Source organism: Actinocorallia aurantiaca, assembly GCF_039533685.1.
Classification (GTDB): Bacteria; Actinomycetota; Actinomycetes; order Streptosporangiales; family Streptosporangiaceae; genus Actinocorallia; species Actinocorallia aurantiaca.
This window is the reverse complement of the sequence record NZ_BAAATZ010000018.1, coordinates 52,262-76,571: the sequence shown is the minus strand read 5'-3', so window position 1 is coordinate 76,571 and position 24,310 is coordinate 52,262. Positions and strand designations below refer to the sequence as shown.

Sequence of the window (24,310 nt, the reverse complement as noted above, 5' to 3'; positions counted from 1 at the left end):
TCACGGCATCTGTGACGTGGTGACCGGTTAAAACACTTCGGCTTCGGTCGCCGCCGGGCGGTGCTCCGCCGCGGGTCGCCGGGAGCGGAAGGCGGTGAGGAGGCCGGCGGTGGTGGCGCCCAGGAGGCCGAGGGCCTCGTCGCCGAGGGTGTCGCGGTAGATGTCGACGGATTCGGGGGTGTCCAGGATGAAGGCGCCGTATTCGGCGACCTCCCAGGCGATGGCGGCGATGGCTCCGATGCCCGCCACCAGGAGAACGGTCACCCAGCGGGGCAGGGCGGGGCCGCGGAGGAGGGCCGCGCCCGCGGCACCGCCGAGCAGCGCCCAGTTGCCGAAGTGGCAGGCGTCGTCGAACCAGACCACCGAGTCGTACAGGTCGAGGGCGTTGCCCGCGACGTCGATGACGAAGGGGGCGGTGAGCAGCGCGTCGACGTCCCAGGGGTAGGGGCCCGACCGGCCGGTCCTCCGGCGGACCGTCCAGATCGCGAACACCAGCAGCACGGCGAGGGGATAGGCGACGGCCCGCGCGCCCATGGCCTTGTCGGCGAAGCGGTCCCATTCGGGGAAGGCCAGCGCCAGTGCCAGCAGCACGGCCAGCGCGACCTTCAGGAGGATCGCGGTAGAACGCCAGAGGGTGCGGTGTGCCAGTTCCATGAGGCACAGCCTGATGCACCGCCCCTCCCGGACCAAAGGGACGGAGTACTCAATTCCGAGGAGAAGGTACTCAGCACGGCGCGTCAGAGCCAGCCGCGGTCCCGGGCTGACTGCACGGCGGCGTGGCGGTTGTCGACGCCGAGCTTGGTGACGGCGGAGGACAGGTAGTTGCGGACGGTGCCTTCGGAGAGGCTGAGGGCGCGGGCGATGCGGCTGACCGGTGAGCCTCCGGCGGCGGCGCGCAGGGCGTCCAGTTCGCGGGGGGTGAGGGGGCACTCCTCGGCGGCCAAAGCGTCGGCGGCGAGCTGGGGGTCGATGTAGCGGGCGCCGTCGTGGACCTGCCTGATGACCTCGGCGAGGCGGGAGCCGGGGGTGTCCTTGCCGAGGAAGCCGCGCACGCCGGCGGCCATGGCGCGGCGGAGGTTGCCGGGGCGGCCGTGGCCGGTGACGATGACGACACGGCAGGACGGCAGGGCCGCGGAGATGCGCTCGGCGGCGGACAGCCCGTCCAGGCCGGGCATGTCGATGTCGAGGACCGCCACGTCCGGCCGGTGCGCCAGGACCCTGTCCACGGCCTCGTCGCCGCGCCCCACGTCGGCGACGACCTCGATGCCGTCCTCGGTGCCCAGCAGCAGCGCCAGCGCCTCCCGGACGAGATGGTGGTCGTCGGCGAGCAACACCCTGATCGCGGTCAACGCGCCTCCTTCTGTCCCGCGCCGGCGGCCAGCGGGACTGTCGCCAACACCTGGAACGTACCGTCAGCGATCAACCCCGACTGCAGCCGCCCTCCCACCGCGGCGAGTCTCTCCCTCAGCCCGGCCAGCCCGCTGCCGACCCCCTCGGAGCGGCGGGCGCCGTCGTTCACGATCTCCAGCCGGGCGTCCGCGCCGTCGGCGCGCAGGCTCATGCGGCACTTCGTGGCGCCGCTGTGGCGCAGCACGTTCGTGACGGCCTCGCGCGCGACCCACCCCAGCGTCTCGTGCACGTGCCTCGGCAGCTCCTCGGGCAGGGACGGCGTCTCGCAGGCGATCCCCGCCGCGCGCAGTACGGCCGTCGCTCCGTCCAGTTCCGTGCGCAGCGACGTGACGCGGTATCCCCGGACCACGTCGCGGACCTCCTGGACGGCTCCGCGCGCCATCTTCTGGATCTCCGCCAGCTCCTTGGCCACCCGTCCCGGATCGCGGTCGAGCAGCCGCTCCGCCAGCTCCGCCCGCAGGGCCACGGCCTGAAGGCTGTGGCCGAGCACGTCGTGCAGGTCCCGGGCGAAACGCATCCGCTCCTCCCCCACGGCACGGCGCGCGAGCTCGGCGCGGGCGTCACGCAGTTCCTTCACGGCCAGGCTCAGCCAGACCGTCGTGTACGCCGACAGGCCCGCGACGGGGAAGCTCAGCGCCAGCAGCACCGCCTGCGGTCCGCTCGCGCCCGTCAGCACCGCGATCCCCGACCCCAGCAGCGCCGCGCCCCCCACCAGCGGCGCCGACCAGCGCTCCGGAAGGGTCACCGCGATCATCCCGGAGACCGCGACCATCGCCGAGAGCCAGGCGGGCCCGAGCAGCAGCGGCAGGGGGAGGCACACCAGCGCGATCACCCCGAGCACGACGCGGCTGCCCCGCGTGATCTCCCTCCGCGCCGACTGCCACATCAGCCGTCCCTGAAGGCCCGCGACGAGCAGCGCCGCCATCGTCCCCACGACGAACCGCCAAGGTTCGCGTCCGGCGGACTCGATGACCCCCTGCGAGAAGAGCCCGCACGTGGCGACGACCGACAGGAGCACCACGAACGTGACGATCAGTGCCTCGCCGGGAAGCCGCGGCTGCATCGACCACCTCCTCGTCCGGGGTTCCACAGCGTATGCGCTGCTCCACCGGGCGGAGGCCGTCATCCACAGGCTCAAGCCGCGAGCAGGTCGACCACCGAGTCCAGCAGTACCGTCCGGTCGGCCTTCAGCGCCTCGGCCGGGCACCGCGCCGCGACGAGGACGGGGATGCGGAGGGATTTGACGAGCCGCCACACCGCCCGCGCCTCCTCGGGGTCGAGCCCGGTGGCCGGTTCGTCGATCACCAGCGCGTCCGGCTGGGAGATCAGCACGAGCGTCAGGTCGAACCTGCGCCGCTCCCCCGAGGTCAGCCGCGAGTAGGGGACGGACTCCCGGCCCTTCAGCGCGGCCAGGGCGGTGACGGTGTCCCGGTCCAGCGGCCGCGACGACCAGTTCCGCCAGGCGCCGATGATCTCGTCGAGGGTGAGCTCTCCGTAGAGCCCGCCGTCGGCCCACAGCGCGCCGACGCTCACCCGGGCCCGCTGCCTGTAGGGGTCGAGCCCGCCGACCGTGATCCGCCCTCCGGCGGGGAGCCTGTCCCCGCTGACGGCCTCCAGCAGGGAGGTCGCGGCGTCTCCGCACACCGCGACCACCTCGCCGGCCTGGACGGTGAACGCCGTCTTCCCCGAAACCTCGATCATTCCGACCTCCTCGGCACCGATCCTCACCTTGGCCAAGAGTGCCTCGGGCGGGGGCCGTACGGTCAGTGCCGGGCGTCAGGAGCCGGCGATGAGAACCTCACCCGAGTCCAGTGACAAATGTCATGCCAGCAGGTCGCGGCCGATTTCCCCGACCCGGCTCACGCCGCAGAGCGCCAGCGTCAGCTCCAGTTCGGCCAGCAGGCAGCGCAGGACGTGACGTACGCCCGCCTCGCCGCCGAGACCCAGCCCGTAGGCGTACTGCCGTCCCACGAGCACGGCCTCCGCCCCCAGCGCCAGGGCCTTGGCCGCATCGGAGCCGGTGCGGACGCCGCTGTCGAACAGCACGCTCAGCCCGTCCCCGACCGCGTCGACGATCCCGGGGAGCCGGTCGAGCGCCGCGACGGCCCCGTCCACCTGTCGTCCGCCGTGGTTGGAGACGACGATCCCGTCCATGCCGGCGTCCGCGGCGCGGCGGGCGTCGTCGGGATGCTGGATGCCCTTCACGACGATCGGCCCCGCCCAGCGCTCGCGCAGCCAGGCCAGGTCGTCCCAGGTCAGGGACGGGTCCCCGAAGTTGGCGACCCAGTGCAGGATCGCGTCGATCCGGTTCTCCTCCGTGATCTCCCCGCCCACCGCGGCGAGGAAGACGGGGTCGCTGAAGTAGTTCTGCACGCCGATCCCGCGCAGGAACGGAAGGTAGGCGGTGTCGAGATCACGCGGGCGCCACGCCAGTTTGAAGGTGTCCAGGGTGACGACGAGAACGCCGTACCCGGCAGCCTCGGCACGCCGCAGGAAGCTCTCCGCCAGGTTCCTGTCCTTGGGCCAGTACAGCTGGTACCAGCGGGGCCCGGCGGCTTCGGCGACCTCTTCCATGGTGCGCGAGGCGGCCGTACTGAGGATCATGGGGACGTCCAGGGCCGCCGCGGCGCGCGCGACCGCCATCTCCCCTTCCGGGTGCAGGATCGACAGGACGCCGACGGGCGCGAGCATCACCGGAGCGGGCATCCTCGTGCCGAGGACGGTCACCGAGAGGTCGGGCTCTGAGACGTCACGCAGCATGCGGGGCACCAGCCGCCACCGGTCGAAGGCCTCCCGGTTGGCGCGCGCGGTGGCCCCGCTCCCGGCGGCCCCCGCGACGTAGCCGAACGCCCGGGGGTCCAGCCGCTCCTCCGCCGCCGCTTCCAGGGTGGAGAGGTCGGTAGGAAATTCAGGCGTCACATCCCCCAAACCCCCCAGGTAGATCTCGTTCTGGAAGTCCGAGAGGCCCATGGCGCCCCCTCCTGGTACGAAAGTGTCGTCGGAACCCGCGAGAATGGCGAGCATGGCACGTCGGACTGGTCAGACTCCACCCTCGGAAGACTTCGAAGAGAACATCATCGACATCGATGTGGCCGAGGAGATGCGGGGCAGTTTCCTCGAGTACGCGTACTCGGTGATCTACTCTCGCGCTCTTCCGGACGCGCGCGACGGCCTCAAGCCGGTGCAGCGCCGCATCCTCTACTCGATGAGCGCGATGGGGCTGCGGCCCGACCGCGGGCACGTCAAGTGCGCCCGGGTCGTGGGCGAGGTGATGGGCAAGCTGCACCCGCACGGCGACACCGCCATCTACGACACCATGGTCCGGATGGCCCAGCCGTGGGCGATGCGCATGCGCATGATCGACGGCCACGGCAACTTCGGCTCCCTCGGCGGTGACGACGCGCCCGCCGCCATGCGGTACACCGAGGCCCGCATGTCGCCCGAGGCGCTCCTCATGGTCACCGGCCTGGACGAGGAGACCGTCGACTTCAAGCCCAACTACGACGGCCAGGAACTGGAGCCCGAGGTCCTGCCCGCGGCCTTCCCGAACCTGCTGGTCAACGGCGCGACGGGCATCGCGGTCGGCATGGCCACCAACATGGCCCCGCACAACCTCGGCGAGGTCGTCGCCGCGGCCCGGCACCTGCTGTCCCACCCGGACGCCACCCTGGACGACCTGATGAGGTTCGTCCCCGGCCCCGACCTGCCCACCGGCGGCAAGATCGTCGGCCTGAACGGCGTCCGCGACGCCTACGCGGCCGGCCGCGGCACGTTCAAGACGCGCGCCACCGTGCACATCGAGAACGTCACCCCGCGCCGCAAGGGCCTGGTCGTCACCGAGCTGCCCTACAACGTGGGTCCCGAGCGGGTCGTCGCCAAGATCAAGGACATGGTCCAGGCGAAGAAGATCAACGGGATCGCCGACCTCAAGGACCTCACCGACCGCACCGTCGGCCTGCGCCTGGTCATCGAGATCAAGAACGGCTTCCACCCCGAGGCGGTGCTGGAGGAGCTCTACCGGCTCACCCCGATGGAGGAGACCTTCGGCATCAACAACGTCGCCCTCGTCGACGGCCAGCCCAAGACCCTCGGGCTGCGCGAGCTGCTGCAGGTCTACGTCGACCACCGCATCGAGGTCGTGCGCCGCCGCTCCGCCTACCGGCGCCGCCGCCGCGAGGAGCGCCTGCACCTCGTCGAGGGCCTCATGGTGGCCCTGCTCAACATCGACGAGATCATCCAGGTGATCCGCAACTCCGACGACTCCGCGCAGGCCAAGTCCAAGCTGATGCAGGTCTTCGAGCTGTCGGAGATCCAGTCCCAGTACATCCTGGACACCCCGCTGCGCCGGCTCACCCGCTACGACCGGCTGGAGCTGGAGAAGGAGGACGAGGTCCTCCGCAAGGAGATCGCCGCCCTCACCGAGATCCTCGAGTCGGAGAAGAAGCTGCGCTCCCTGGTCTCCAAGGAGCTGGGCGAGGTCAGCAAGAAGTTCGCCACCCCCCGCCGCACCCTGCTGCTGGAGGCCGACGGGCAGCCCAAGCCGGTGATCCCGCTGGAGGTCGAGGACGACCCCTGCATGGTGCTGCTGTCCACCACCGGCCTGGTGGCCCGCACCACCGACGCCTCCCCCCTGCCCGACGACGGCCCCCGCGCCCCGCACGACGTGCTCCAATCTGTGATCGCCACGTCGGTGCGGTCGGAGTTCGGCGTCGTCACCTCCGCGGGGCGGCTCCTCAAGGTCGAGGTCGTCGACCTTCCGCTGCTGCGCCCCTCGGACGCCCCGCCCTCCCTGGCGGCGGGCGCTCCGCTGGAGGAGTTCGTCACCCTCGCCGAGGACGAGCGGGTCGTGGGCCTGGCGAGCCTGTCCGAGGAGGGGCCCGGCCTGGCGCTGGGCACCGAGCAGGGCGTCGTCAAGCGGGTCGCCAACGACTATCCGGCCAACCGCGAGGAGTACGAGGTCATCACCCTCAAGGACGGCGACAGCGTCGTGGCCGCGGTCCAGCTGGAATCCGAGGAGCAGGACCTCGTCTTCATCACCGACGACACCCAGCTGCTGCGCTACCCGGCGTCCGTCGTCCGCCCCCAGGGCCGTCCCGCGGGCGGCATGGCGGGCATCAAGCTCGCCCAGGACGCCAAGGTCATCTGGTTCGGCGCGGTCGACTCGTCCCGCCCCTCCGTGGTGATCACCGTCTCGGGCTCCGCCACCGCCCTGCCCGGCACCCAGGCGGGCAACGTCAAGGTCAGCGACTACGCCGACTACCCGCCGAAGGGCCGCGCCACCGGCGGCGTGCGCTCCCACCGCTTCCTGAAGGGCGAGGACGTCCTGATCGCCGCCTGGGCCGGCCCCGCCCCGGCCAGCGCCACCGACATCGCGGGCGAGCCCGTCGACCTCCCGGAGGACCTGGGCCGCCGCGACGGCTCCGGCGTCCCCCTGGACGCCCCCGTCGGCGCCCTGGGCGGCTCCATCGGCCCCCGCATCGAATAGGCGGGCGACGCACGGTTCCGACGGCCGGTGCCCCTCCCCTTTCGGGAGGGGCACCGGCCGTCTCGCTCTTCCGGGAGCACCGGCCGTCCCGCCATGCTCCTGACGCCCCCGCGAACCGCAGGACCTTCCTTCTTCGGCCCGAACCGCCGAAATCCCGCGGATCCGGGGCACCGGAAATCCCGCTCATCCAGCCCTCGCCCCACCGGTCCCGGCGCCCGCGCCGCCCCGGCGGGGAGCACAGCACGCCGCGCCGGTCAACGGTCAACGGAACAGGCCGGCGGGTCCGTGAGGGCTGAGCTTGACGCGGGGAGGGGTGGCGAACCAGGGAGCCTCGCGGATCGCGCGCAGGGCCGCTTTGCGGCGGGTGGCGTCCATGCGGTCGAGGAAGAGGACGCCATCCAGGTGGTCGGTCTCGTGCTGGAGGCAGCGGGCCAGGTGGCCTCTGCCGACGACCTGCAGAGGGCGGCCGTGCATGTCGTAGCCCTTGGCCACCACGTTCCGGCGGCGTCTGGTGTCGAAGTACAGGCCCGGCATGGACAGGCAGCCCTCGGGTCCGTCCTGCTCCTCCTCGTCGGGGAACCGGAGCACGGGATTCACGAGGTGGCCCGAGGCGTCCTCGTCGCGGAAGACGAACACCCGCAGTCCGACGCCGAGCTGGGGCGCGGCCAGGCCGGAGCCCCGCTGGTCGACGAGGGTCTCGTCCAGGTCCTTCACGAGCCTGCGGAGCCGGGCGTCGAAGTCGACGACCTCGGCGGCGGGCGTGGTGAGCACCGGATCGCCGAACAGACGGATCGGCATGACGGTCACAGGGACTCCCTCCTCATGGGATCTTTGCAAAGAGTACTCTTTGCAAAGTGACCAAGGCGCATCGACCCATGGGCGAACATCCCGTCCGCACGGCCCTGCTGGAACTGATCGGCCGCGAGGGGGCCGCGACGGCCACCGACGCCGCCCGCGAACTCGGCGGCAGCACCGGCCTCTATTCGTTCCATCTGCGCCGACTCGCCGAGGCCGGGCTCATCGAGGAGATCCCCAAATCCGGCGGACGCGCCAAGCCCTGGCGCCTCGCCGGCGACTCCGCCGAAACCGCTTTCCCCGCACCCGCCGGATCGTCCGCACCCTCCGACAACGAGATCGCCCCCATCACGCGCGGCCTGGAGGACGAGAGCTACCGGCAGTGGCTCGAGCGGCGCGACGAGGCCCCCGAGGAGTGGCGGCACGATGAGGCGTTCAGCCAGATCGTCTACCTGACTCCCGAGGAGATGGAAGGCGTGGCCGACGTGTTCCGCGCCGTTATCGCACAATTCCGGCACCGCGAGACCAATCCGCCTTCCCGTCCCGAAGACGCCGAGCCGGTGGCCATCATGGCCAGGCTTTTCCCGCTTCTCTGAAACGTTTTCGCGCGCCGATCTTCGGATAGACACTGAGGGAGAAAGCCCTGCGGCTTCACTGCGGGGATCATTTCTTCAAATCAGACAATATCCCGGATGGCAGCATAAATCAGAAAAGTCGCAAAGAATCCCAAGCTCCATATCACAAATCAAGCCATAACAATGCAGGCAAAACGTCCAAAAAGTTAGCGAAGCGAGAGTATGTCTAAATTTATACCTCTCGTTTTTTGCCCACACCTTATGCGACTTGACTTGATCTTTGCCCCAACCTGACGAGACCGGGAGTGACTGCAAGCGCTCATCTGACTACGGTACGTGACAGCCGGTTGTCGACAACGGAACCCAATACCTACTGGGGGAACACTCAATGCGATTCACCGCTCGGGCACTCGGCGCCCTCGCCGCCGCCGGAATTCTCGCCGTCACCATCCCCGGAGCCGCCTATGCCGCAGACGGGGACCTCTACATCGGAAAGAAGAGAATCGAGAATCCGTCCAACTCCCGCTGCTACCCCTACAACCGCAGCCCCATCAAGAACGCCACCGATGGAATCGTCGTCATCTACTCCGGCTACGGCTGCAAAGGCAGGGCCACGGTGATTCTGCTGCCGTACGGGTCCGTCCTCCGCGCCTACGGCAGGAGCCTCGCCGTCTTCGGTTACGGCACTCTCAGCAGTGGCATCCCCAGGCCGTAGAAGGAAGAAATCTCACCGGCCCTCGAACGGGCCGCTTCTGAGAAACGGTAACTGAAGAGGAGCCTGCCACCGGTTCGCGGCGCCGCCCCTGAACGGACCGGTCGGCAGGTTCCCCGGCTCACGGTCGAAAATCCATTGAGTTCCAAAGCGTCCTGCGGCTATCAATGGAACACGTGGAACGGACACTGGACAAACGAGTCGCGCTGGTCACCGGTACGAGCCGACGGCAGGGCATCGGTTTCGCCGTCGCGCGCAGGCTGGCCGCCATGGGCGCCGACCTCTTCCTCACTCACTTTCAACCGCACGACTCCCTCCAGCCGTGGGGCGCCGATGAGATCCCCGAACTGCTCGCGGAGCTGCGCGGGGAGGCACCGGAGACATCCGTCGCGGACATGAGCGCCGATCTCGGTGAGGCCGATGCGTGCCAGGCGGTCGTCGACGCCGCCGTCGAGAGGTTCGGGCATGTCGACATCCTGGTCTGCAATCACGCGCGCAGCGGTGGTGACGGCTCCCTACTGGAGCTCGACGCGGATCGGCTGGACGGGCACTGGCGGATCAACACGCGCGCCACGCTGCTGCTCACCCGGGCCTTCGCGCATCAGCACGACGGGCGGCCGGGCGGCAGGGTCGTCTGGATGGTCTCTGGACAGCAGCTCGGCCCGATGCGCGGAGAGGTCGCCTACGCGGCGTCCAAGGCGGCTCTCGCCGGAGTGCTCGCCACCGTCTCAGACGAACTCGTCGACCGGGGCATCCTGGTGAACGCCGTCAATCCCGGTCCCGTGAACACCGGTTATCTGGACTCCGAGACCGCCGACCGCGATCAGCGCGTCCTGGACGAGGTGCTCCAGGCCTTCCCCCAGGGCAGGTACGGCGAGCCGGACGATCCCGCCCGCCTGATCGCCTGGCTGGTCTCCGACGAGGGCCGCTGGATCACCGGGCAGGTGATCGACTCCGAAGGCGGCTTCCGACGTTACCGCTGGTAATGGCCGGAAGCGGACGGGGCGCCGGAAGGGTGAGACCTGTCTTTTGTTCGAATCCGTCGCCGTCCGAATGGTTAGGCTCGGGGGGACAACGGGTGCTCGAGAAGGGCCGCTGCGTGGTCTCGTCATCGCTTCCGGAACCACCCGAACAGTTGAGAACCGACGACCCCCGGTTCCTGGGACGCTACCGCCTGCTGGGGCGGCTCGGTACGGGCGGCATGGGGGTGGTCTACCTGGCCTCGGATCCGGCCGCCGCGATGCCGCGACCCGTGGCGATCAAGGTGATCGCGCCGGAGCTGACCGAGGACGCGACGTTCACCGTCCGGTTCCGGCGCGAGGTGGAGGCCGCCCGGCGGGTCCGCCCGTTCTGCACCGCGCCCGTCCTGGACGCGCAGCTCGAGCATCCGCCGCTGTTCGTGGTCACCGAGTACGTGCCGGGGCCGACCGTCCGGCAGGTCGTCACCGAGCACGGCGCACTGCGCGGGGCGGACCTGGACGCGCTGGCCGTCGGGGTCGCCACCGCGCTGACCGCGATCCACGCGGAGGGCATCGTCCACCGCGACCTCAAACCCGCGAACGTGCTGCTCTCTCCCATCGGTCCTCGCGTCATCGATTTCGGGATCGCCCGCAACACCGACTCCTCCACCCGGCTGACCGCCGCCGAAGGCTCCGTCGGCACCCCGTCGTTCATGCCCCCGGAGTCCTTCCGGCACCAGCAGGTGGGCCCGGCCGGCGACGTCTTCGCCTGGGGCGCGCTGATCGCCTACGCCGCCTCGGGGCACCCGCCGTTCGGCACCGGCACCCTGGCCGAGATCGCCTACCGGGTCGTCCACCTGCCGCCCTCGCTGGACGGCCTGCACGGTCCCCTGCACGGCCTGGCGGCGCGGGCCCTCGACAAGGATCCCGAACGCAGGCCCACCGCGCAGGCCCTTCTCGACGAACTGGTCAGCCGGCGCGGGACCGCGAACGGAGAGCAGAGCGTGCCGCCGACGGAGCCCAGCGGTCTGCATCGATCGCCCCGCCCCTTCCGCGGCAAGAGCCTGCCGGGCAGGCCGCTGCTCGCGGCCGCCGCCGCGGTCGCCCTGCTGGCGGTCACCGCCGTGGCGGGCCTGACCAGCGGCCTCCTGGACGGCGGGGAACGGCCGCCCGTCCGGAACGCGGCGGTCGTGGAGGACCTCGACATCCCGCCGCGTTCCCTGGAGCCCGTCCTGCCGGCCACGGCCTTCCCTCAGGAGGCCTACGGCTGGACCCAGGGTGCGCAGAGCCGGTCCAAGGACGGCACCTACACCATCTCCACCGCCCCGGGGTACCTGATCTTCTTCTCCGGTCCCACGGTCGGTACCCTGCCGGACCGCCTGCTGGTGACGGCCCGCGCCCGGTTCGTCAGCACACAGGAGTCCGGTCAGATCGGCGTCTACTGCCGGGGCCAGGGCTTCGACGGCGGCTACGGGTTCACGGTCCGCAGAGACGGCGCCTCCACCGTCTACAAAGCGGGCGGCGGCAGCCGCGTCTCCCTGGCCTCGGGCTCCTCCCCCGGCCTCGGCGACAGCTACCACACCGTCCAGGGACTGTGCTGGGCCCTCTCCGACACCGTCCGGCTCGTCATGTGGGTCGACGGGCAGAAGGTCGCCGACGTCACCGACGCCGACGACCCGGACACCTCGGGCGCCGTGGGCGTCCTGGTCGGCCACGACCCGCCCGACTCCCCCGACACCGTCGCCGTCTTCAGCGAGTTCGCCCTCGCCCGCGTCTGACGCGGGGCGGCGCGGGCGTCAGCCCTGGGTGATCTCGTCGGGGCCCCAGTAGGCGCGCATGCTCGTCACCTTGCCGGCCTCGTCGAAGGTGAAGACGTCGATCACGGAGATCTTCATGCCGGGCATCTCGACGGTGAAGGGCATGGCGGCGGAGGATCCGTGGGAGCCGCGGATGGGTCCTTCGAGGACGAGCTTGGCACCGCCGGCCACGGCGTTGCGGTAGAACTCGGCGACCTCCCCGCCGCGCTTCTCGGGAGTGCCGACCGGGTCCTCCACGATCGCGTCCTCGGCGAAGAGCGCGATGACGGAGTCGGCGTCGCCCTTGGCGAAACCGTCGACGTAGGCCTGCAGGGCCGCCTTCATCTGTTCCTGGCTCGGCATGGGGTCTCCTTCTCGAGGGGTGGGCCTGCAGGCTACCAAGCGTTAGGGCAAACGATCTCGAGGGGACGGGATGGCACCATGGAGCCATGGCCATTTCCTCGTTCCTCGTCCCGCTGGGGACGCCGAGCCCGGACTTCACGCTGCCCGCGACCGACGGGACACCGGTCTCCCCGGGCGACTTCGCCGACGCCCCGGCGCTGCTCGTGGTCTTCCTCTCCAACCACTGCCCCTACGTCAGACGCATCGAGAAGGGCCTCGGGACGCTGACCGCCGAGTACGCGGCCAGGGGGCTGGCGACGATCGGGATCGGCTCCAACGACGTGAAGAACTATCCGGACGACTCGCCGCACAACCTCGCTCAGCAGGCCGAACGAGCCGGATTCGTCTTCCCTTACCTGTACGACGAGTCCCAGGACGTCGCCCGCGCCTACCGTGCGGCCTGCACGCCCGACTTCTTCCTGTACGGAGCGGACCGGAGGCTCGCCTACCGGGGCGAGTTCGACGGCGCCCGGCCGTCCAACGACGTACCGGCGGACGGCCGGAGCCTGCGCGCAGCCCTCGACCTCGTCCTGGCGGGGCGGCCCGTGCCCGAGCCGCACCACCCCAGCCTGGGCTGTGGGATCAAGTGGAGGCCCGACGAGTTCGAGGACTGACGCGGCTCAGGTGTCGAGGCGGCTCTCGTCGATCTCGGAGGCGCCGGCGATGATGAACTGGCGGCGCGGCGGCACCTCGCTGCCCATGAGCAGGGCGAACATGCGCTCGGCCTCGGCCGCGTCCTCGATGCGGATGCGGCGCAGGGTGCGGTGGCGCGGGTCCATGGTCGTCTCGGCCAGCTGGTCGGCGTCCATCTCGCCCAGGCCCTTGTAACGCTGCGGGGGTTCCTTCCAGCGCACGCCCTTGCGCTCCAGCTCCACCAGCTTGCGGCGCATCTCGGCGTCGGAGTAGCAGTAGACGTACTTCTCCTGGCCCCGCTTGGGGTTGATCAGCTGGATCCGGTGCAGGGGCGGGACCGCGGCGTAGATCCGGCCCGCCTCGACCATCGGCCGCATGTAGCGGAACAGCAGGGTCAGCAGCAGGGTGCGGATGTGGGCGCCGTCGACGTCGGCGTCGGCCATCAGGATGATCTTGCCGTAGCGGGCGGCCTCCACGTCGAACGTGCGGCCCGAGCCCGCGCCGACCACCTGGATGATCGCGGCGCACTCGGCGTTCTTCAGCATGTCGGCGACCGACGACTTCTGCACGTTGAGGATCTTGCCCCGGATCGGCAGCAGCGCCTGGAACTCGGAGTTGCGGGCCAGCTTGGCGGTGCCCAGCGCCGAGTCCCCCTCGACGATGAACAGTTCGCTGCGGTCGTCGGTGGTGCGGCAGTCGACCAGCTTGGCGGGCAGCGCCGAGGACTCCAGCGCGGTCTTGCGACGCTGGGTGTCGCGCTGGGTGCGGGCCGCGATCCGGGCCTTGGCCGCCGCGACGATCTTCTCCAGGACGGTGCGCAGCTGCTGCTTCTGCGCCTTGCCGGGGTTGTCGAAGATGTCCTTGAGCTGTTTTCCGACGACCTGGTTGACGATCCGGGTGGCGTCGGAGGTGCCCAGGATCTCCTTGGTCTGGCCCTCGAACTGCGGCTCGGGCAGCCGGACCGTCACCACGGCGGTCAGGCCCTCGAGGATGTCGTCCTTGACGACGTTGTCGTCGCTGTTGCGCAGCAGCTTCACCGCCCTCAGCTGCTCGTTGACCACGCGCACCAGCGCCTTGTCGAAACCCTGCACGTGGGTGCCGTGCTTGGGGGTGGCGATGACGTTGACGAAGCTGCGCACCACGGTGTCGTAGCCCGTCCCCCAGCGCAGGGCGACGTCGACCTCCAGGTCCCGCTCGACGTCGGTGGGCACCAGGTGGCCGAGGTCGTCCAGGACCGGCACGGTCTCGGTGAAGTGGCCCCGGCCCTGGATGCGCAGGACGTCGCAGATCGGCGGGTCGGCGGCCAGGAAGGTGGTGAACTCGCTGATGCCGCCGTCGAACCGGAACTTCTCGTGCAGCGGCTCGGCGGGCCGCTCGTCGGTGACGGTGATCTCCAGCCCCGGCACCAGGAACGCCGTCTGGCGCATCCGGTCGAGCACCAGGTCGGTGGTGATCGTGGCGTCCTTGAGGAAGATCTGGAAGTCCGGCCAGAACCGCACCCTGGTGCCGGTGCGGGTGCGCGGGATCGCGGCCCCCTCGTGCACGCCCGACTTCTTGCGGAACGACGCGCCGGGGCCCTCGGCCGAGAAGACGCCGGGCAGGCCCCGCCGGAAGGAGATGTGGTGGGTGTGGCCCGAGCGGTCGACCTCGACGTCCAGCCGGGCCGACAGTGCGTTGACCACCGACGCGCCCACGCCGTGCAGGCCGCCCGAGGCGGTGTAGGAGACCCCGCCGAACTTGCCGCCGGCGTGCAGCCTCGTCATCACCAACTCGACGCCGGGCAGCTTGGTCTTGGGCTCGAGGTCCACCGGGATGCCGCGCCCGTTGTCGGCCACCGAGCAGGAGCCGTCGGCGTGCAGCACCACGGCGATCTTGGTGCAGTGGCCGGCCAGCGCCTCGTCCACGCAGTTGTCGACGATCTCCCACAGACAGTGGATCAGGCCTCTGCTGTCGGTGGAGCCGATGTACATGCCGGGCCGCTTGCGCACGGCCTCCAGCCCCTCCAGCACCGACAGGTGCCGGGCGGAGTACCCGGTAGCGTCCACGTTTTCCTCGACAGCGGTGGTCAACGGTGCTCCTCAACACATTCGAACATGCTTTGCAGTGTTCGTCGCAAGACTGTACCCCGTCGGACGGACACAGGAGCGTCAGAACGGGGCTCATCGCCTACCAGAAAGGCTCCAGCGCTTCGTCCTAAGCTGCACCCTATGGCCATCTCGCGCTTCAGGGATCTGCGTGTCGACGTGGGCGCCCTCCTTCTCTGAGCGGCGCCCTTCCGGCCTCTGTGATGATGGTCTAGACCGCTCACCCCCCGGAAGGACGAGCACATGGCCCTCGATCCGCTCTCCCAGAAGATCGTCGACGTGCTGAGCGCCGGCTTCCCCAGAGTCGGTGAAACGGTGTTCGACGCCGCCGAGGCCCGAGCGAGCCTCGCGGCCCTGCCGGCGAAGGCCGAGATTCCCCGGACGCCGGTCGCCCGGATCGAGGACCGGACGGTCCCCGGCACCGCCGGGCCGATCCCCGTCCGCCTGTACTGGCCGGGTGAGGACGCGCGGAATCTGCCGGTCGTCGTCTTCTTCCACGGAGGCGGTTTCGTTTTCGGGAATCTCGACGGCCACGACGCCATGGCCCGAGACCTGTGCGCGGGCGCGGGCGCGATCGTCGTCTCCGTCGACTACCGGCTCGCCCCCGAGCACCCCTGTCCGGCCGCGGCCGAAGACGCCTATTCCTCGCTGCTGTGGGTCCACGAGAACGCCGTGTCCCTCGGGGGCGACCCCGCCAGGATCGGTGTCGCCGGGGACAGCGCGGGCGGCAACCTCGCCGCGGTGACGTGCCTGCGCAGCCGGGACGAGAAGGGGCCCGCCATCTCCCACCAGCTGCTGATCTACCCCGCGCTGGACTCCGCCCAGAGCACCGCCTCCTACACCGCCCACGCCGAGGGCGGATTCCTCACGGCCAGGGCAATGGCCTGGTTCTGGGAGCAGTACCTGGGCCCGGAGGCCGACGGGGGCCACCCGTACGTCTCCCCGCTGCGCGCCCCCGACCTGTCCGGTCTTCCCCCCGCCTGCGTGATCACCGCCGAGCACGACCCGCTCCGCGACGAGGGCGAGGCCTACGCCATCCGGCTCGCCGAGTCCGGGGTCGGCGCCGAGGTCCACCGTTTCGACGGCGCCTTCCACGGCTTCCTGTCCGTGAGCCATATCCTCGGATACGCCCGCGAGGCCCTGAGCCTGGCCGCTTCAGCACAGCGCAAAGCCCTGGGCACGGAGTGATCATCAATGGATGTGACCCGGGTCACGTTCTGGGGCGTTCTGCTTTCGGCGTAGCGGAAGAGGTTTTGGGAACGCCCAGGTCGGGTTAGATGTTCTCCTAAGTACCGACCCCCGAGTACAGAGGAAGGTGCCGTGACTGGAACCCTTGCCCCGACCAAGCCGCTCACCGCGCAGGACCGCTGCGACCGTTGTGGGGCCCAGGCGTATGTTCGCGCCACCCTCACCGGTGGCGCAGACCTGCTGTTCTGCGCCCACCACGGCCGCAAGTACGCGGAAACGCTCCGTGCATCGGGGGCGGACATCCAAGACGAGACAGACAAGCTGATCGAGAACCGGCTTCGTGGTGAGGACCATTCCTGATCCGTCGGCCTCCTGACCGAGTACGAGGAAGGAGGGTCGCCCCTGGTGGGCGGCCCTCCTTCCCGTCTCTGCGGGCGGTCCTCCACCGGTCCGCCGGCTTCTGACGCCCGCCGGGGCGAAGGCCCGGCATAATCACCGGGTGCTCATCCTGCTTCCGCCCTCCGAGGGCAAGGCCGCCGCCGGCGACGGCCCCCGTCTGGACCTGGAGACCCTCTCCCGCCCCGAGCTGACGCCGGTACGGGAGCGCGTGCTCCAAGCCCTCGTCGACCTCTGCCGGGGCCCGGAGGGGACGGCTCTGGAGGTCCTCGGCCTCTCCGAAGGCCAGAAGGACGCTCTGACCCGCAACGGCGCGCTGCGCGAGGCGCCCGCCCTGAGGGCCCGGGAGCTCTACACGGGTGTCCTGTACGACCATCTGCGCCTGAACGAGCTCGACGACGCCGCGCGCGCCAAGGTGGTGATCTTCTCAGGCCTGTGGGGGGCGCTGGGCGCGGACGATCGCGTGCCGCCCTACCGGCTGGCCATGGGAGTGAGGCTGCCGCCCCTGGGAGCGCTGGCGGGCGTGTGGCGCCCCGCCCTGACCGAGGCGCTCCGACCGGACGGCCTGGTGGTCGACATGCGCTCCGCACCGTACGCGGCCGCCTGGAAGCGGCCCTCCGTGGGCGTACGGGTGCTGAAGGAGCGGATCGTCGACGGCGCGGCCAAGCGCTCGGTGGTGAGCCACATGGCCAAGGCCACCCGCGGCTCGATCGCCCACGACCTGCTGACGCACGGAATCGAGGCACGCACTCAGGAAGAGCTGGCCAAGGCACTGGGCGAACTCGGCCACACGGTGGAGTCCCCCCGTGTTGGAACGATCGAAGTGATTATCAGCGATGAATGAGCTACTGTCAGTGGCCGATGATGTTCAGGTGCTTGCACGCCTTGACGTACTGATCGACCTCGTTGCCGCCCAGGTAGCTCCACGGCAGTGAGGAAGGCCGCCCCTGGGTGCGCAGCAGGTGGTTGCGGGCCGGACGGCGGGCGTCGGCCAGATGGAAGGCGGCGCCGAAGAGGTTGTGCGCCTCCAGCGTCCGCGGGTGCGGGCGATGTCCTTCGTGCCAGCCGCGGGCGGCGGCCTCGACGTCCCGGATCTCCTCCACGCTGAACCAGGAGGACGAGCCCTTGATCAGTCCGGAACGTTCCTGGACGAAGTACTCGAAGTAGGCGAGCGGTATCAGCGCGGCCCGGGGGTCCTCCCGGCTCGACATGCTCATCGCCACCCGGGCGAAGTCGAACATCTCCTCGGCGACCCCGCCCCACTGGGGCGAGAGGCTGATGACCCGGGCGACGTGGGCCCCGTAGAGGGTGGGCCAGCGTTCGGACGCCCTGTTCCAGAGCGTCTCCTTGTCGGCGGTGTCGGTTTCCAGGCCCAGGGCCAGCCACTGCATGGACTCCCAGGGCACCGGATCGTCCCCGAACAGCTCGGCGGCGGTCTTCAACGGAGCCCGCGCGTTGTGCAGTGCCTTGGTGAAGGCCTGGTAGCCGCCGGCCTGCTGCGATCGTGAGCGGGCGGCGGGACGGATCCGCCAGGCCTCCTCGATCAGGGTGCGGCCCAGCCACAGGTGCAGGTCGGGATTGTGGGGATCCTGCGTCAGCAGCGCCTCGATGCCCTTGCTCAGGCCGACGGCGGCCTTGGCGAGGTACTCGACGCGGAGCGAGCGCAGTTCGAAATCGGTTCGGGTCTCCCAGAGGGCTGAGACCGCGACTCTCAGGTAGCGTTCGCGGACGGCGTCGCAGGCCCGGTCCAGTACCGGATCCCGCCAGGGGCGTCCGCTGATCACGCGTGCCGCGCGCGGGCGGTGGCCACCCGTCGTCAGCACCCGGTCAACCTCCATCACTCCCATGTCCTGGAGAGTAGGGAAGGACGGCGCAGCGGTAGCTACCTATAGGTAAATACCGTGTTAAGTGGCGACGTTTCGAGGGGCAAAGCGGTCAAAACACAACGGACCGCCTGTAAGAGACGGTCCGTTGTGTTCGAATCGAGTTCTAGTCGAGATAGTCGCGCAGCACCTGGGAACGCGACGGGTGGCGCAGCTTCGACATGGTCTTGGACTCGATCTGCCGGATCCGCTCCCGGGTCACCCCGTAGACCTTGCCGATCTCGTCCAGCGTCTTGGGCTGGCCGTCGGTCAGGCCGAACCGCATCGACACCACGCCCGCCTCACGCTCCGAGAGCGTGTCGAGCACCGAGTGCAGCTGCTCCTGCAGCAGGGTGAAGCTCACCGCGTCCGCCGGGACGATCGCCTCGGAGTCCTCGATCAGGTCACCGAACTCGCTGTCGCCGTCCTCGCCCAGCGGGGTGTGCAGCGAGATCGGCTCCCGGCCGTACTTCTGCACCTCGACGACCTTCTCGGGCGTCATGTCGAGTTCCTTGGCCAGCTCCTCCGGGGTGGGCTCGCGGCCCAGGTCCTGGAGCATCTGCCGCTGCACCCGGGCCAGCTTGTTGATCACTTCGACCATGTGGACCGGGATGCGGATGGTCCGCGCCTGGTCGGCCATGGCCCGGGTGATCGCCTGCCGGATCCACCAGGTGGCGTACGTGGAGAACTTGTAGCCCTTGGTGTAGTCGAACTTCTCGACCGCGCGGATCAGACCGAGGTTGCCCTCCTGGATCAGGTCCAGGAACAGCATGCCGCGGCCGGTGTAGCGCTTGGCCAGCGAGACCACGAGCCGGAGGTTGGCCTCCAGCAGGTGGTTCTTGGCCCGGCGGCCGTCCTCGGCGATCCACTCGAGGTCTTCCAGGTCCTCCTCCGAGAGCCTGCCGGCCTCGTTGGCCAGGCGCTCCTCGGCGAACAGGCCGGCCTCGATGCGCTTGGCGAGCTCGACCTCCTGCTCGGCGTTGAGCAGCGGGACCTTGCCGATCTGCTTGAGGTAGTCCTTGACCGGGTCGGCGGTGGCGCCGGCCGCGACGATCTGCTGGACGGGGGCGTCCTCGTCGTCGTCGGTGTCGGTGAGGACGAAGCCCTCCTCGGCCCCGGCGGCGGCACGCGGCTTGGGCACCCCGGTCTGGGGGCCGTCCTCGTCCTCGGTCTCCTCGGCGACCACGACGGGGGCGACGTCCTCGACCTCGAGGTCCTCGAGGTCGATCTCGATCTCCTCGAGCTCCTCGGCCTCGTCGTCCGCGCCCGCCTTCTTGGCGGAGGCGGGCTTGCCGGGAGCCGCCTTCTTGGCTGGGGCCGCCTTCCTGGCGGCCGCGGGCTTGGCCGCAGCGGCTCTCGGCTTGCGCGGGGCGGCGGCACGGGCGGGCTTGGCGGGGGCCTCTTCCTGCCCCTCCTCCACCACCGAGGTCACCGTCTCGGGCTTGTCCTTGGCGGCGGCCGCGGTCTTGGTCTTGGATCGGCCGGGGGTGGCGGCGGTCTTCCGCGGGCGCTTGGGCGCCGCGGAATTAGCAGCTGTCACCATGACGGTCACACCCTCCTTGCTGAGGCTCCGCAGGATGGCGGGGGCCTTCGACACCGGAATGTCGGCCTCCTCGAAGGTTCGGCGTACATCATCGGCCTCGATGTAGCCCTGCGTCCTGGCACGTTCGAGGAGCTGCTCGATCACGATGTCATGCAGCTCGGACGGCTTCGAGGTAGAACTGGCAGGCGACACAAATACCTCTCGAACGAACGTGTGGCTTCTACGGCCCGACCCCCGGGGCAGGGGGCGCGAGCCTCAGGCCCGTAAGGGAAGGAGCATCGTACCCGGAGCCCGCTAACACACCACCTTAGGGGGAGTCCAGTGGTCCTTCGTACGGACTACGCCGAGTTTCTGGGTGGAACATGGAGCGCGAGTACCGTGACGTCGTCGTCCTGGTCGTACCCCGCGAGCATCTGATCGACCAGATAGTCCACCAGAATCTCCGGATCCCTGACCACTTCGGACGGGGCGTTCCCGGCTACCGCGACCAATTCGTCGAGGCCCGCGTCGACCCCCCGCCGACGGTTCTCCACCAGTCCATCGGAATAGAAGACCACAGTGTTGCCGGGTTCCACGGAAAAACTTGACTGTTGTCTCTGACTGGGCCATCCCAGCGGGGTTCCGGGCTCGGAGAGGCCGAGCGTCGGCGGCCCGTCGGGACGGACCACCAGGGCGGGCGGATGGCCGGCGACGGACACCACGCCGGCCCCCGTGTCGGGGTTGATCACCGCGTAGGCGAGGGTCGTGAACTGCTCCTCGTCCTCCGTGGCGCTGAAGACGCGGTCGAGCCCCGCCAGCACCGCGGCGGGGCGCGGGTCGTTCAGGGCCAGGGCGCGCAGGGCGTTGCGGACGCGGCCCATGACCGAGGCGGCCAGGACGCCCTTGCCCATGACGTCGCCGACGGCTATCGCGAGCCTGTCGTCGGCGAGCTTGAAGGCGTCGTACCAGTCCCCGCCGACCTGGACGTGCCGGGTGGCGGGGTGGTAGCGGGCCGCCAGCTGCATCTCGGCGAGCTGGGGCAGGCTGTCGGGCAGCAGGCTGCGCTGGAGCTGCTCGGCGGTGCTGTGCTCCTGCTCGTACAGGGTGGCGCGGCCCACGGCCAGGGCGCACTGGCCGGCCAGCGCCTCCAGGAAGACCCGCTCCTCCTCGGTGATCTCCCGGGGCCGGGTGAAGGCGAAGCGCAGCGCGCCGATCGCCGAACCCGCCATGAGCAGCGGCAGGCCGACCCAGGCTCGCTCGTCGGTGCGCTCCAGGTAGCGTTCCAGCTCCTCCTCGCCGCCGAGCTGGCGGCGCAGGCTGTCGGGGGTCCCCGCCAGGAACGGGCGGCTCTCGCGCACCGCCACCGACATCGCGGTCGCCGCGCTGACCGCGACGACCTGGGAGTTCTCCCCCTCCTGCTCGGTCCCCGGCGTGATCACCGAGAGCTTGAGGCGGTTGTGGTCCAGCAGCGCGACCGCCGAGCGGTCGGCGCCGATCGCGGAGCGGCCCACCTCGGTGATCACCGAGACGACCTGGCCGACGGTCAGCGCCTCGGCCAGCATCGAGGTGGCCTGCTGCAGCCGCGCGGTGCGCAGAGCGGCGGCGGACAGCTGCTCGGTCAGGCGACCGCGCATCTCGTCGGCCTCGCGCTGGCCGGTGACGTCGGTGTTGGCGCCGACCCACTCCACCACCCGCTCGCCGCGCTTGATCGGCACGGCCCGCACCTCGTACTGCCGGTAGGCGCCGGTCCTGGTGCGCACCCGGTAACCGCTCTGGAAGGTCCGCACGTCCTCCAGGCACTCCCGCCAGGCCGCCTCGACGCGCTGGCGGTCCTCCTCGTGCACCACCGCCAGCCAGCCGCCCTCGCGGTACTCCTCGATGCTCTGGCCGGTGATCGCGCGCCACTCCGGCGCGTCGTCCACGGCCTCGCCGGCCGGGGACGCCACCCACACGACCTGGGAGCTGGCCTCCACCAGGGAGCGGTAGCGCTCCTCCTTGCGGCGGATCTGCTCCTCGTCCAGGCGCCGCTCGGTGACGTCGACGGCGATCAGGGCCACGCCCAGGAGCTTGCCGTCGGGCCCGTGCGAGGGGAACCAGCTCGTCGCCCAGCAGCGGACCTCCGCGGGTCCCGAGGAATCCGGCTCAGCGGGCCCTTCGGGCCCGCCCTCGCCCCCGTCCCGCGGAGGCACCTCGAATCTGAGGTCCTTGTCGATCACCGACCGGTCGGTGGAGATCACCTCCCGCAGGCACGCCGCCGCCGTGGCGGCGGGCTCCTCGGGCATGATCTCCCCGGGGACGCGGTCGACCAGCTCGGCCACGGGGCTGCCCAGCAGCCCGGCCAGCGTGTCGTTGATCCGGTGGCAGCGGAGTCCGGTGTCGAAGAACGCGAAGCCCATGGGGGCTTCCTTGATCAGGGTCGCGAACAGCGCGGAGTCCGAGGCGGCCAGGCCCGAGACACGCGGGCCGGGCACGGATGTATCAGTGCTCATCGCCGCCACCTCCGGCGCCCCTCAGGCCCTACTGCGAGGCAAATGGTCATCACTATGGGTGAATGGGGGCAGGCTAGTGCCCCCGCCTCCATCACAACAGCGGTCGGAGTCAGGTCTCATCATTCCGGGGTCGACACGGTTTCCACAACCGTCCGCCCCCTTCAGCTCAGCCTGCAAGGAACACCCTATGCGTCCCCTTCTCCAGGCGTCCATGGTGCGAGCCGCCTCGAGATCCTAAAGGCTGGGACCGCTCCGTGGCCCCTAACTCGCCGGTATCCCTTTCCTGGCCCGCGAGGCGGGGACCCCTTCCGGACCTCGACCAGCGCCTCGAGCCCCGCGAGGTCGGCGGCCGGGCGGCAGGAGGCCCTTCCCGCAAGGCCCCGGCCCTCCGGAGCGTCTCCCGCCGCCCACCCGGCGGTGCCAGGAAGATCCATACCTTCTGTTTGCCGAATCCTGTCGGCGCGCCGAACCTCGCGATCGGCGCCTCTTCGGCGGGCGCGTCCTTCCGGACCGGCTCGCCGGCGCCTCGTAGCGCTCGACGGGGCGCCGGCATTATGGATCCCTTACGATCCGCGTCCTCTGCTGGCCATGGGGATGACCACCTGGTGGAATGCCGGAATGGACCTGGAAGGCACGGAACCCACGGAACCCGCAGCGCATGCGAGAGGCGCACCGGTGGGGCGCCGGATAGTGCTGGGCATGCTGGGCCTCGGCGCCTTCGGCGTCGCGACGGGCGCGCACCTGCAGAAGGGCGTGAACGAGGCGCTCGAGCCGATCGGCGACTTCGTACCGGTGGGCGGCGGGTTCCGGTACTACTCGGTCGTCTCGTCGGTGCGGCGGCGCACGGCGCAGGACTACCGGCTGAAGGTCTCGGGACGGGTCGAGCGGCCCCGGACGTTCACCATGGCCGAGCTGGCGGCGCTGCCGCAGACCTCGCTGACCAGGGACTTCCAGTGCGTGACCGGCTGGCGGGTCCCGGATGTGGAGTGGGGCGGGGTCGCGCTGCCCGACCTGCTGGACGCCTGCGGCGCCGACCCGGACGCGGCGGCGTTGACGATCACCTCCTTCGACGGGGTCTACACCGAGTCGCTGACCATGAAGCAGGCCCGGCGCAGGGACGTCCTGGTCGCGACCTCCATGTACGGCAAGCCCGTCACGCACGACCACGGCGGGCCCGTACGGCTCCATGTGACCCCCATGTACGCCTACAAGTCCCTGAAGTGGCTGGGCGGCATCGAGGTGGTCGACAAGGTCGAGCCGGGCTACTGGGAGCTGCGCGGCTACGACGTGGACGCCTGGGTGGGCCGGTCGAACGGGCGGGCCGATGTCCCGACTGCCTAGGTTCGGGGTGCCGGAGCGCACCGCCCACCACGTCACGGCCCTGCTGATGCTCGTCTGCCTGGCCACCGCGGTGTGCCTCTACCTCCCCGCGGTCTCCACGCTCGTCGGCCGCAGGAACCTGCTGAAGACGATCCATATATGGACGGGCTTCTCGTTGCCACTCCCCGTCCTCCTCGGCGTGATCTCACGCGGATTCCGGGAGGATCTGCGGCGTCTCGACCGCTTCGCCCCCGTCGACTGGCAGTGGCTGCGCCGCCGCGACCGCCGCGACGTCCGGGACGGAGCCGGCGTGCTCCCCGTGGGGAAGTTCAACGCGGGCCAGAAGATCAACGCCGCGTTCGTCGCCGGCTCCGTCCTCGTGATGCTGGCGACCGGGACGATGCTGGCCTTCCCCGGCCCGTGGCCCGTGTCCCTGCGCACCGGGGCGACGTTCGTCCACGACTGGCTGTTCCTCGCCGTCGCCGTGATGACCTGCGGCCACCTCTGGTACGCCCTGCGCGACCGTGAGGCGATGCGCGGCATGATCACCGGGTCGGTGTCCGCCCGGTGGGCCGCCGAGCACCACGCCGGATGGTTCGCGGAGGCGTCCCGCCAGGCGGACCGCGAGGAATCCCCCCGGAATGAACGGACATCCGGGCGGGTTCGTCCCTAAGGGTCCCCG

Annotated in this window: 22 protein-coding genes; 11 read left to right on the top strand and 11 right to left on the bottom strand. The window is 70.3% G+C overall.

Annotated features, from left to right (window positions below):
- Nucleotides 1–27: 27 nt before the first annotated feature.
- From ABD327_RS21825 to ABD327_RS21805, 5 genes are all read right to left on the bottom strand, one after another.
- Nucleotides 28–654: a DUF2238 domain-containing protein gene (locus tag ABD327_RS21825; RefSeq protein ID WP_344452440.1), complete on the bottom strand. Its 627-nt coding sequence runs from the start codon at nt 652–654 to the stop codon at nt 28–30.
- A gap of 83 nt (nt 655–737) precedes the next feature.
- On the bottom strand, nt 738–1,349 hold the full coding sequence (locus ABD327_RS21820; protein ID WP_344452439.1) for a response regulator: 612 nt from the start codon (nt 1,347–1,349) through the stop codon (nt 738–740).
- Nucleotides 1,346–2,473: a sensor histidine kinase gene (locus ABD327_RS21815; RefSeq protein ID WP_344452438.1), complete on the bottom strand. Its 1,128-nt coding sequence runs from the start codon at nt 2,471–2,473 to the stop codon at nt 1,346–1,348. Before ABD327_RS21815 ends, ABD327_RS21820 begins: the two co-directional genes overlap by 4 nt.
- 71 nt (nt 2,474–2,544) lie before the next feature.
- On the bottom strand, nt 2,545–3,111 hold the full coding sequence (locus ABD327_RS21810) for an ATP-binding cassette domain-containing protein (RefSeq protein ID WP_344452437.1): 567 nt from the start codon (nt 3,109–3,111) through the stop codon (nt 2,545–2,547).
- 120 nt (nt 3,112–3,231) lie between these two features.
- Nucleotides 3,232–4,380: an alpha-hydroxy-acid oxidizing protein gene (locus ABD327_RS21805; RefSeq protein WP_344452436.1), complete on the bottom strand. Its 1,149-nt coding sequence runs from the start codon at nt 4,378–4,380 to the stop codon at nt 3,232–3,234.
- Nucleotides 4,381–4,432: 52 nt separating this feature from the next.
- On the opposite strand from ABD327_RS21805, the gene ABD327_RS21800 reads away from it, so the two are divergent.
- Nucleotides 4,433–6,895 (top strand): DNA gyrase/topoisomerase IV subunit A, encoded by a 2,463-nt coding sequence (locus ABD327_RS21800; protein WP_344452435.1) that lies wholly within the window; start codon nt 4,433–4,435, stop codon nt 6,893–6,895.
- Nucleotides 6,896–7,156: 261 nt separating this feature from the next.
- On the opposite strand, the gene def is transcribed toward ABD327_RS21800, so the two are convergent.
- Entirely contained in the window at nt 7,157–7,693 is a 537-nt protein-coding gene (def, locus tag ABD327_RS21795) for a peptide deformylase (RefSeq protein ID WP_344452434.1), read from the bottom strand.
- Nucleotides 7,694–7,770: 77 nt separating this feature from the next.
- Between def and ABD327_RS21790 the strand changes: the two genes are divergently transcribed.
- The 4 genes from ABD327_RS21790 (at nt 7,771) to ABD327_RS21775 (ending at nt 11,714) form a co-directional block, all read left to right on the top strand.
- The gene (locus ABD327_RS21790) at nt 7,771–8,286 is read left to right on the top strand and encodes an ArsR/SmtB family transcription factor (RefSeq protein ID WP_344452432.1); all 516 of its coding nucleotides are present in this window, start codon (nt 7,771–7,773) and stop codon (nt 8,284–8,286) included.
- 367 nt (nt 8,287–8,653) lie between these two features.
- Nucleotides 8,654–8,980, top strand: a complete 327-nt coding sequence (locus ABD327_RS21785; protein WP_344452431.1) for a hypothetical protein — start codon at nt 8,654–8,656, stop codon at nt 8,978–8,980.
- 164 nt (nt 8,981–9,144) lie between these two features.
- A complete protein-coding gene (locus tag ABD327_RS21780; RefSeq protein WP_425547175.1) occupies nt 9,145–9,963 on the top strand; it encodes an SDR family oxidoreductase in 819 nt (272 codons plus the stop codon).
- A gap of 149 nt (nt 9,964–10,112) precedes the next feature.
- Complete coding sequence (locus tag ABD327_RS21775) at nt 10,113–11,714, top strand: serine/threonine-protein kinase (protein ID WP_344452429.1); 1,602 nt, start codon at nt 10,113–10,115, stop codon at nt 11,712–11,714.
- Between the two features lie 18 nt (nt 11,715–11,732).
- Here ABD327_RS21775 and ABD327_RS21770 read toward each other — a convergent pair whose 3' ends face one another.
- Complete coding sequence (locus ABD327_RS21770) at nt 11,733–12,095, bottom strand: nuclear transport factor 2 family protein (protein WP_344452428.1); 363 nt, start codon at nt 12,093–12,095, stop codon at nt 11,733–11,735.
- 86 nt (nt 12,096–12,181) lie between these two features.
- On the opposite strand from ABD327_RS21770, the gene ABD327_RS21765 reads away from it, so the two are divergent.
- On the top strand, nt 12,182–12,748 hold the full coding sequence (locus tag ABD327_RS21765) for a thioredoxin family protein (protein WP_344452427.1): 567 nt from the start codon (nt 12,182–12,184) through the stop codon (nt 12,746–12,748).
- Nucleotides 12,749–12,754: 6 nt separating this feature from the next.
- Here ABD327_RS21765 and ABD327_RS21760 read toward each other — a convergent pair whose 3' ends face one another.
- Nucleotides 12,755–14,836, bottom strand: coding sequence for a DNA gyrase/topoisomerase IV subunit B (locus ABD327_RS21760; RefSeq protein ID WP_344452426.1), 2,082 nt, complete (start codon nt 14,834–14,836; stop codon nt 12,755–12,757).
- 258 nt (nt 14,837–15,094) lie between these two features.
- Between ABD327_RS21760 and ABD327_RS21755 the strand changes: the two genes are divergently transcribed.
- From ABD327_RS21755 to ABD327_RS21745, 3 genes are all read left to right on the top strand, one after another.
- Nucleotides 15,095–16,039, top strand: coding sequence for an alpha/beta hydrolase (locus tag ABD327_RS21755; protein ID WP_344452425.1), 945 nt, complete (start codon nt 15,095–15,097; stop codon nt 16,037–16,039).
- Nucleotides 16,040–16,171: 132 nt separating this feature from the next.
- A complete protein-coding gene (locus ABD327_RS21750) occupies nt 16,172–16,399 on the top strand; it encodes a DUF7455 domain-containing protein (RefSeq protein WP_344452424.1) in 228 nt (75 codons plus the stop codon).
- Nucleotides 16,400–16,538: 139 nt separating this feature from the next.
- Nucleotides 16,539–17,279 carry a YaaA family protein gene (locus ABD327_RS21745; protein WP_344452423.1) on the top strand — a complete coding sequence of 247 codons (741 nt, stop codon included), beginning with the start codon at nt 16,539–16,541 and terminating at the stop codon, nt 17,277–17,279.
- A gap of 7 nt (nt 17,280–17,286) precedes the next feature.
- Here the strand turns inward: ABD327_RS21745 and ABD327_RS21740 are convergent, their stop codons facing one another.
- The 3 genes from ABD327_RS21740 to ABD327_RS21730 form a co-directional block, all read right to left on the bottom strand.
- Nucleotides 17,287–18,282 (bottom strand): hypothetical protein, encoded by a 996-nt coding sequence (locus tag ABD327_RS21740; RefSeq protein WP_344452422.1) that lies wholly within the window; start codon nt 18,280–18,282, stop codon nt 17,287–17,289.
- A 142-nt stretch (nt 18,283–18,424) separates the two neighbouring features.
- On the bottom strand, nt 18,425–19,984 hold the full coding sequence (locus ABD327_RS21735; RefSeq protein WP_425547173.1) for an RNA polymerase sigma factor: 1,560 nt from the start codon (nt 19,982–19,984) through the stop codon (nt 18,425–18,427).
- Nucleotides 19,985–20,178: 194 nt separating this feature from the next.
- The gene (locus ABD327_RS21730; RefSeq protein ID WP_344452420.1) at nt 20,179–22,308 is read right to left on the bottom strand and encodes a SpoIIE family protein phosphatase; all 2,130 of its coding nucleotides are present in this window, start codon (nt 22,306–22,308) and stop codon (nt 20,179–20,181) included.
- A gap of 675 nt (nt 22,309–22,983) precedes the next feature.
- Here ABD327_RS21730 and ABD327_RS21725 point away from each other — a divergent pair.
- Both ABD327_RS21725 and ABD327_RS21720 read left to right on the top strand, forming a co-directional pair.
- Nucleotides 22,984–23,649, top strand: a complete 666-nt coding sequence (locus tag ABD327_RS21725; protein WP_344452419.1) for a molybdopterin-dependent oxidoreductase — start codon at nt 22,984–22,986, stop codon at nt 23,647–23,649.
- Complete coding sequence (locus ABD327_RS21720) at nt 23,633–24,301, top strand: cytochrome b/b6 domain-containing protein (protein WP_344452418.1); 669 nt, start codon at nt 23,633–23,635, stop codon at nt 24,299–24,301. The genes ABD327_RS21725 and ABD327_RS21720 overlap by 17 nt, the downstream gene beginning before the upstream one ends.
- Nucleotides 24,302–24,310 lie beyond the last annotated feature (9 nt).

What these genes read in the sequence shown, in the direction of transcription:
- ABD327_RS21720 (WP_344452418.1), top strand. Translation starts at nt 23,633, where the DNA reads ATGTCCCGACTGCCTAGGTTCGGGGTGCCGGAGCGCACCGCCCACCAC.
- ABD327_RS21755 (WP_344452425.1), top strand. Translation starts at nt 15,095, where the DNA reads ATGGCCCTCGATCCGCTCTCCCAGAAGATCGTCGACGTGCTGAGCGCC.
- ABD327_RS21785 (WP_344452431.1), top strand. Translation starts at nt 8,654, where the DNA reads ATGCGATTCACCGCTCGGGCACTCGGCGCCCTCGCCGCCGCCGGAATT.
- ABD327_RS21740 (WP_344452422.1), bottom strand. Translation starts at nt 18,282, where the DNA reads ATGGGAGTGATGGAGGTTGACCGGGTGCTGACGACGGGTGGCCACCGC.
- ABD327_RS21770 (WP_344452428.1), bottom strand. Translation starts at nt 12,095, where the DNA reads ATGCCGAGCCAGGAACAGATGAAGGCGGCCCTGCAGGCCTACGTCGAC.
- ABD327_RS21805 (WP_344452436.1), bottom strand. Translation starts at nt 4,380, where the DNA reads ATGGGCCTCTCGGACTTCCAGAACGAGATCTACCTGGGGGGTTTGGGG.
- ABD327_RS21780 (WP_425547175.1), top strand. Translation starts at nt 9,145, where the DNA reads ATGGAACACGTGGAACGGACACTGGACAAACGAGTCGCGCTGGTCACC.
- ABD327_RS21765 (WP_344452427.1), top strand. Translation starts at nt 12,182, where the DNA reads ATGGCCATTTCCTCGTTCCTCGTCCCGCTGGGGACGCCGAGCCCGGAC.
- ABD327_RS21810 (WP_344452437.1), bottom strand. Translation starts at nt 3,111, where the DNA reads ATGATCGAGGTTTCGGGGAAGACGGCGTTCACCGTCCAGGCCGGCGAG.
- ABD327_RS21790 (WP_344452432.1), top strand. Translation starts at nt 7,771, where the DNA reads ATGGGCGAACATCCCGTCCGCACGGCCCTGCTGGAACTGATCGGCCGC.
- def (WP_344452434.1), bottom strand. Translation starts at nt 7,693, where the DNA reads ATGCCGATCCGTCTGTTCGGCGATCCGGTGCTCACCACGCCCGCCGCC.
- ABD327_RS21825 (WP_344452440.1), bottom strand. Translation starts at nt 654, where the DNA reads ATGGAACTGGCACACCGCACCCTCTGGCGTTCTACCGCGATCCTCCTG.
- ABD327_RS21800 (WP_344452435.1), top strand. Translation starts at nt 4,433, where the DNA reads ATGGCACGTCGGACTGGTCAGACTCCACCCTCGGAAGACTTCGAAGAG.
- ABD327_RS21730 (WP_344452420.1), bottom strand. Translation starts at nt 22,308, where the DNA reads ATGAGCACTGATACATCCGTGCCCGGCCCGCGTGTCTCGGGCCTGGCC.
- ABD327_RS21815 (WP_344452438.1), bottom strand. Translation starts at nt 2,473, where the DNA reads ATGCAGCCGCGGCTTCCCGGCGAGGCACTGATCGTCACGTTCGTGGTG.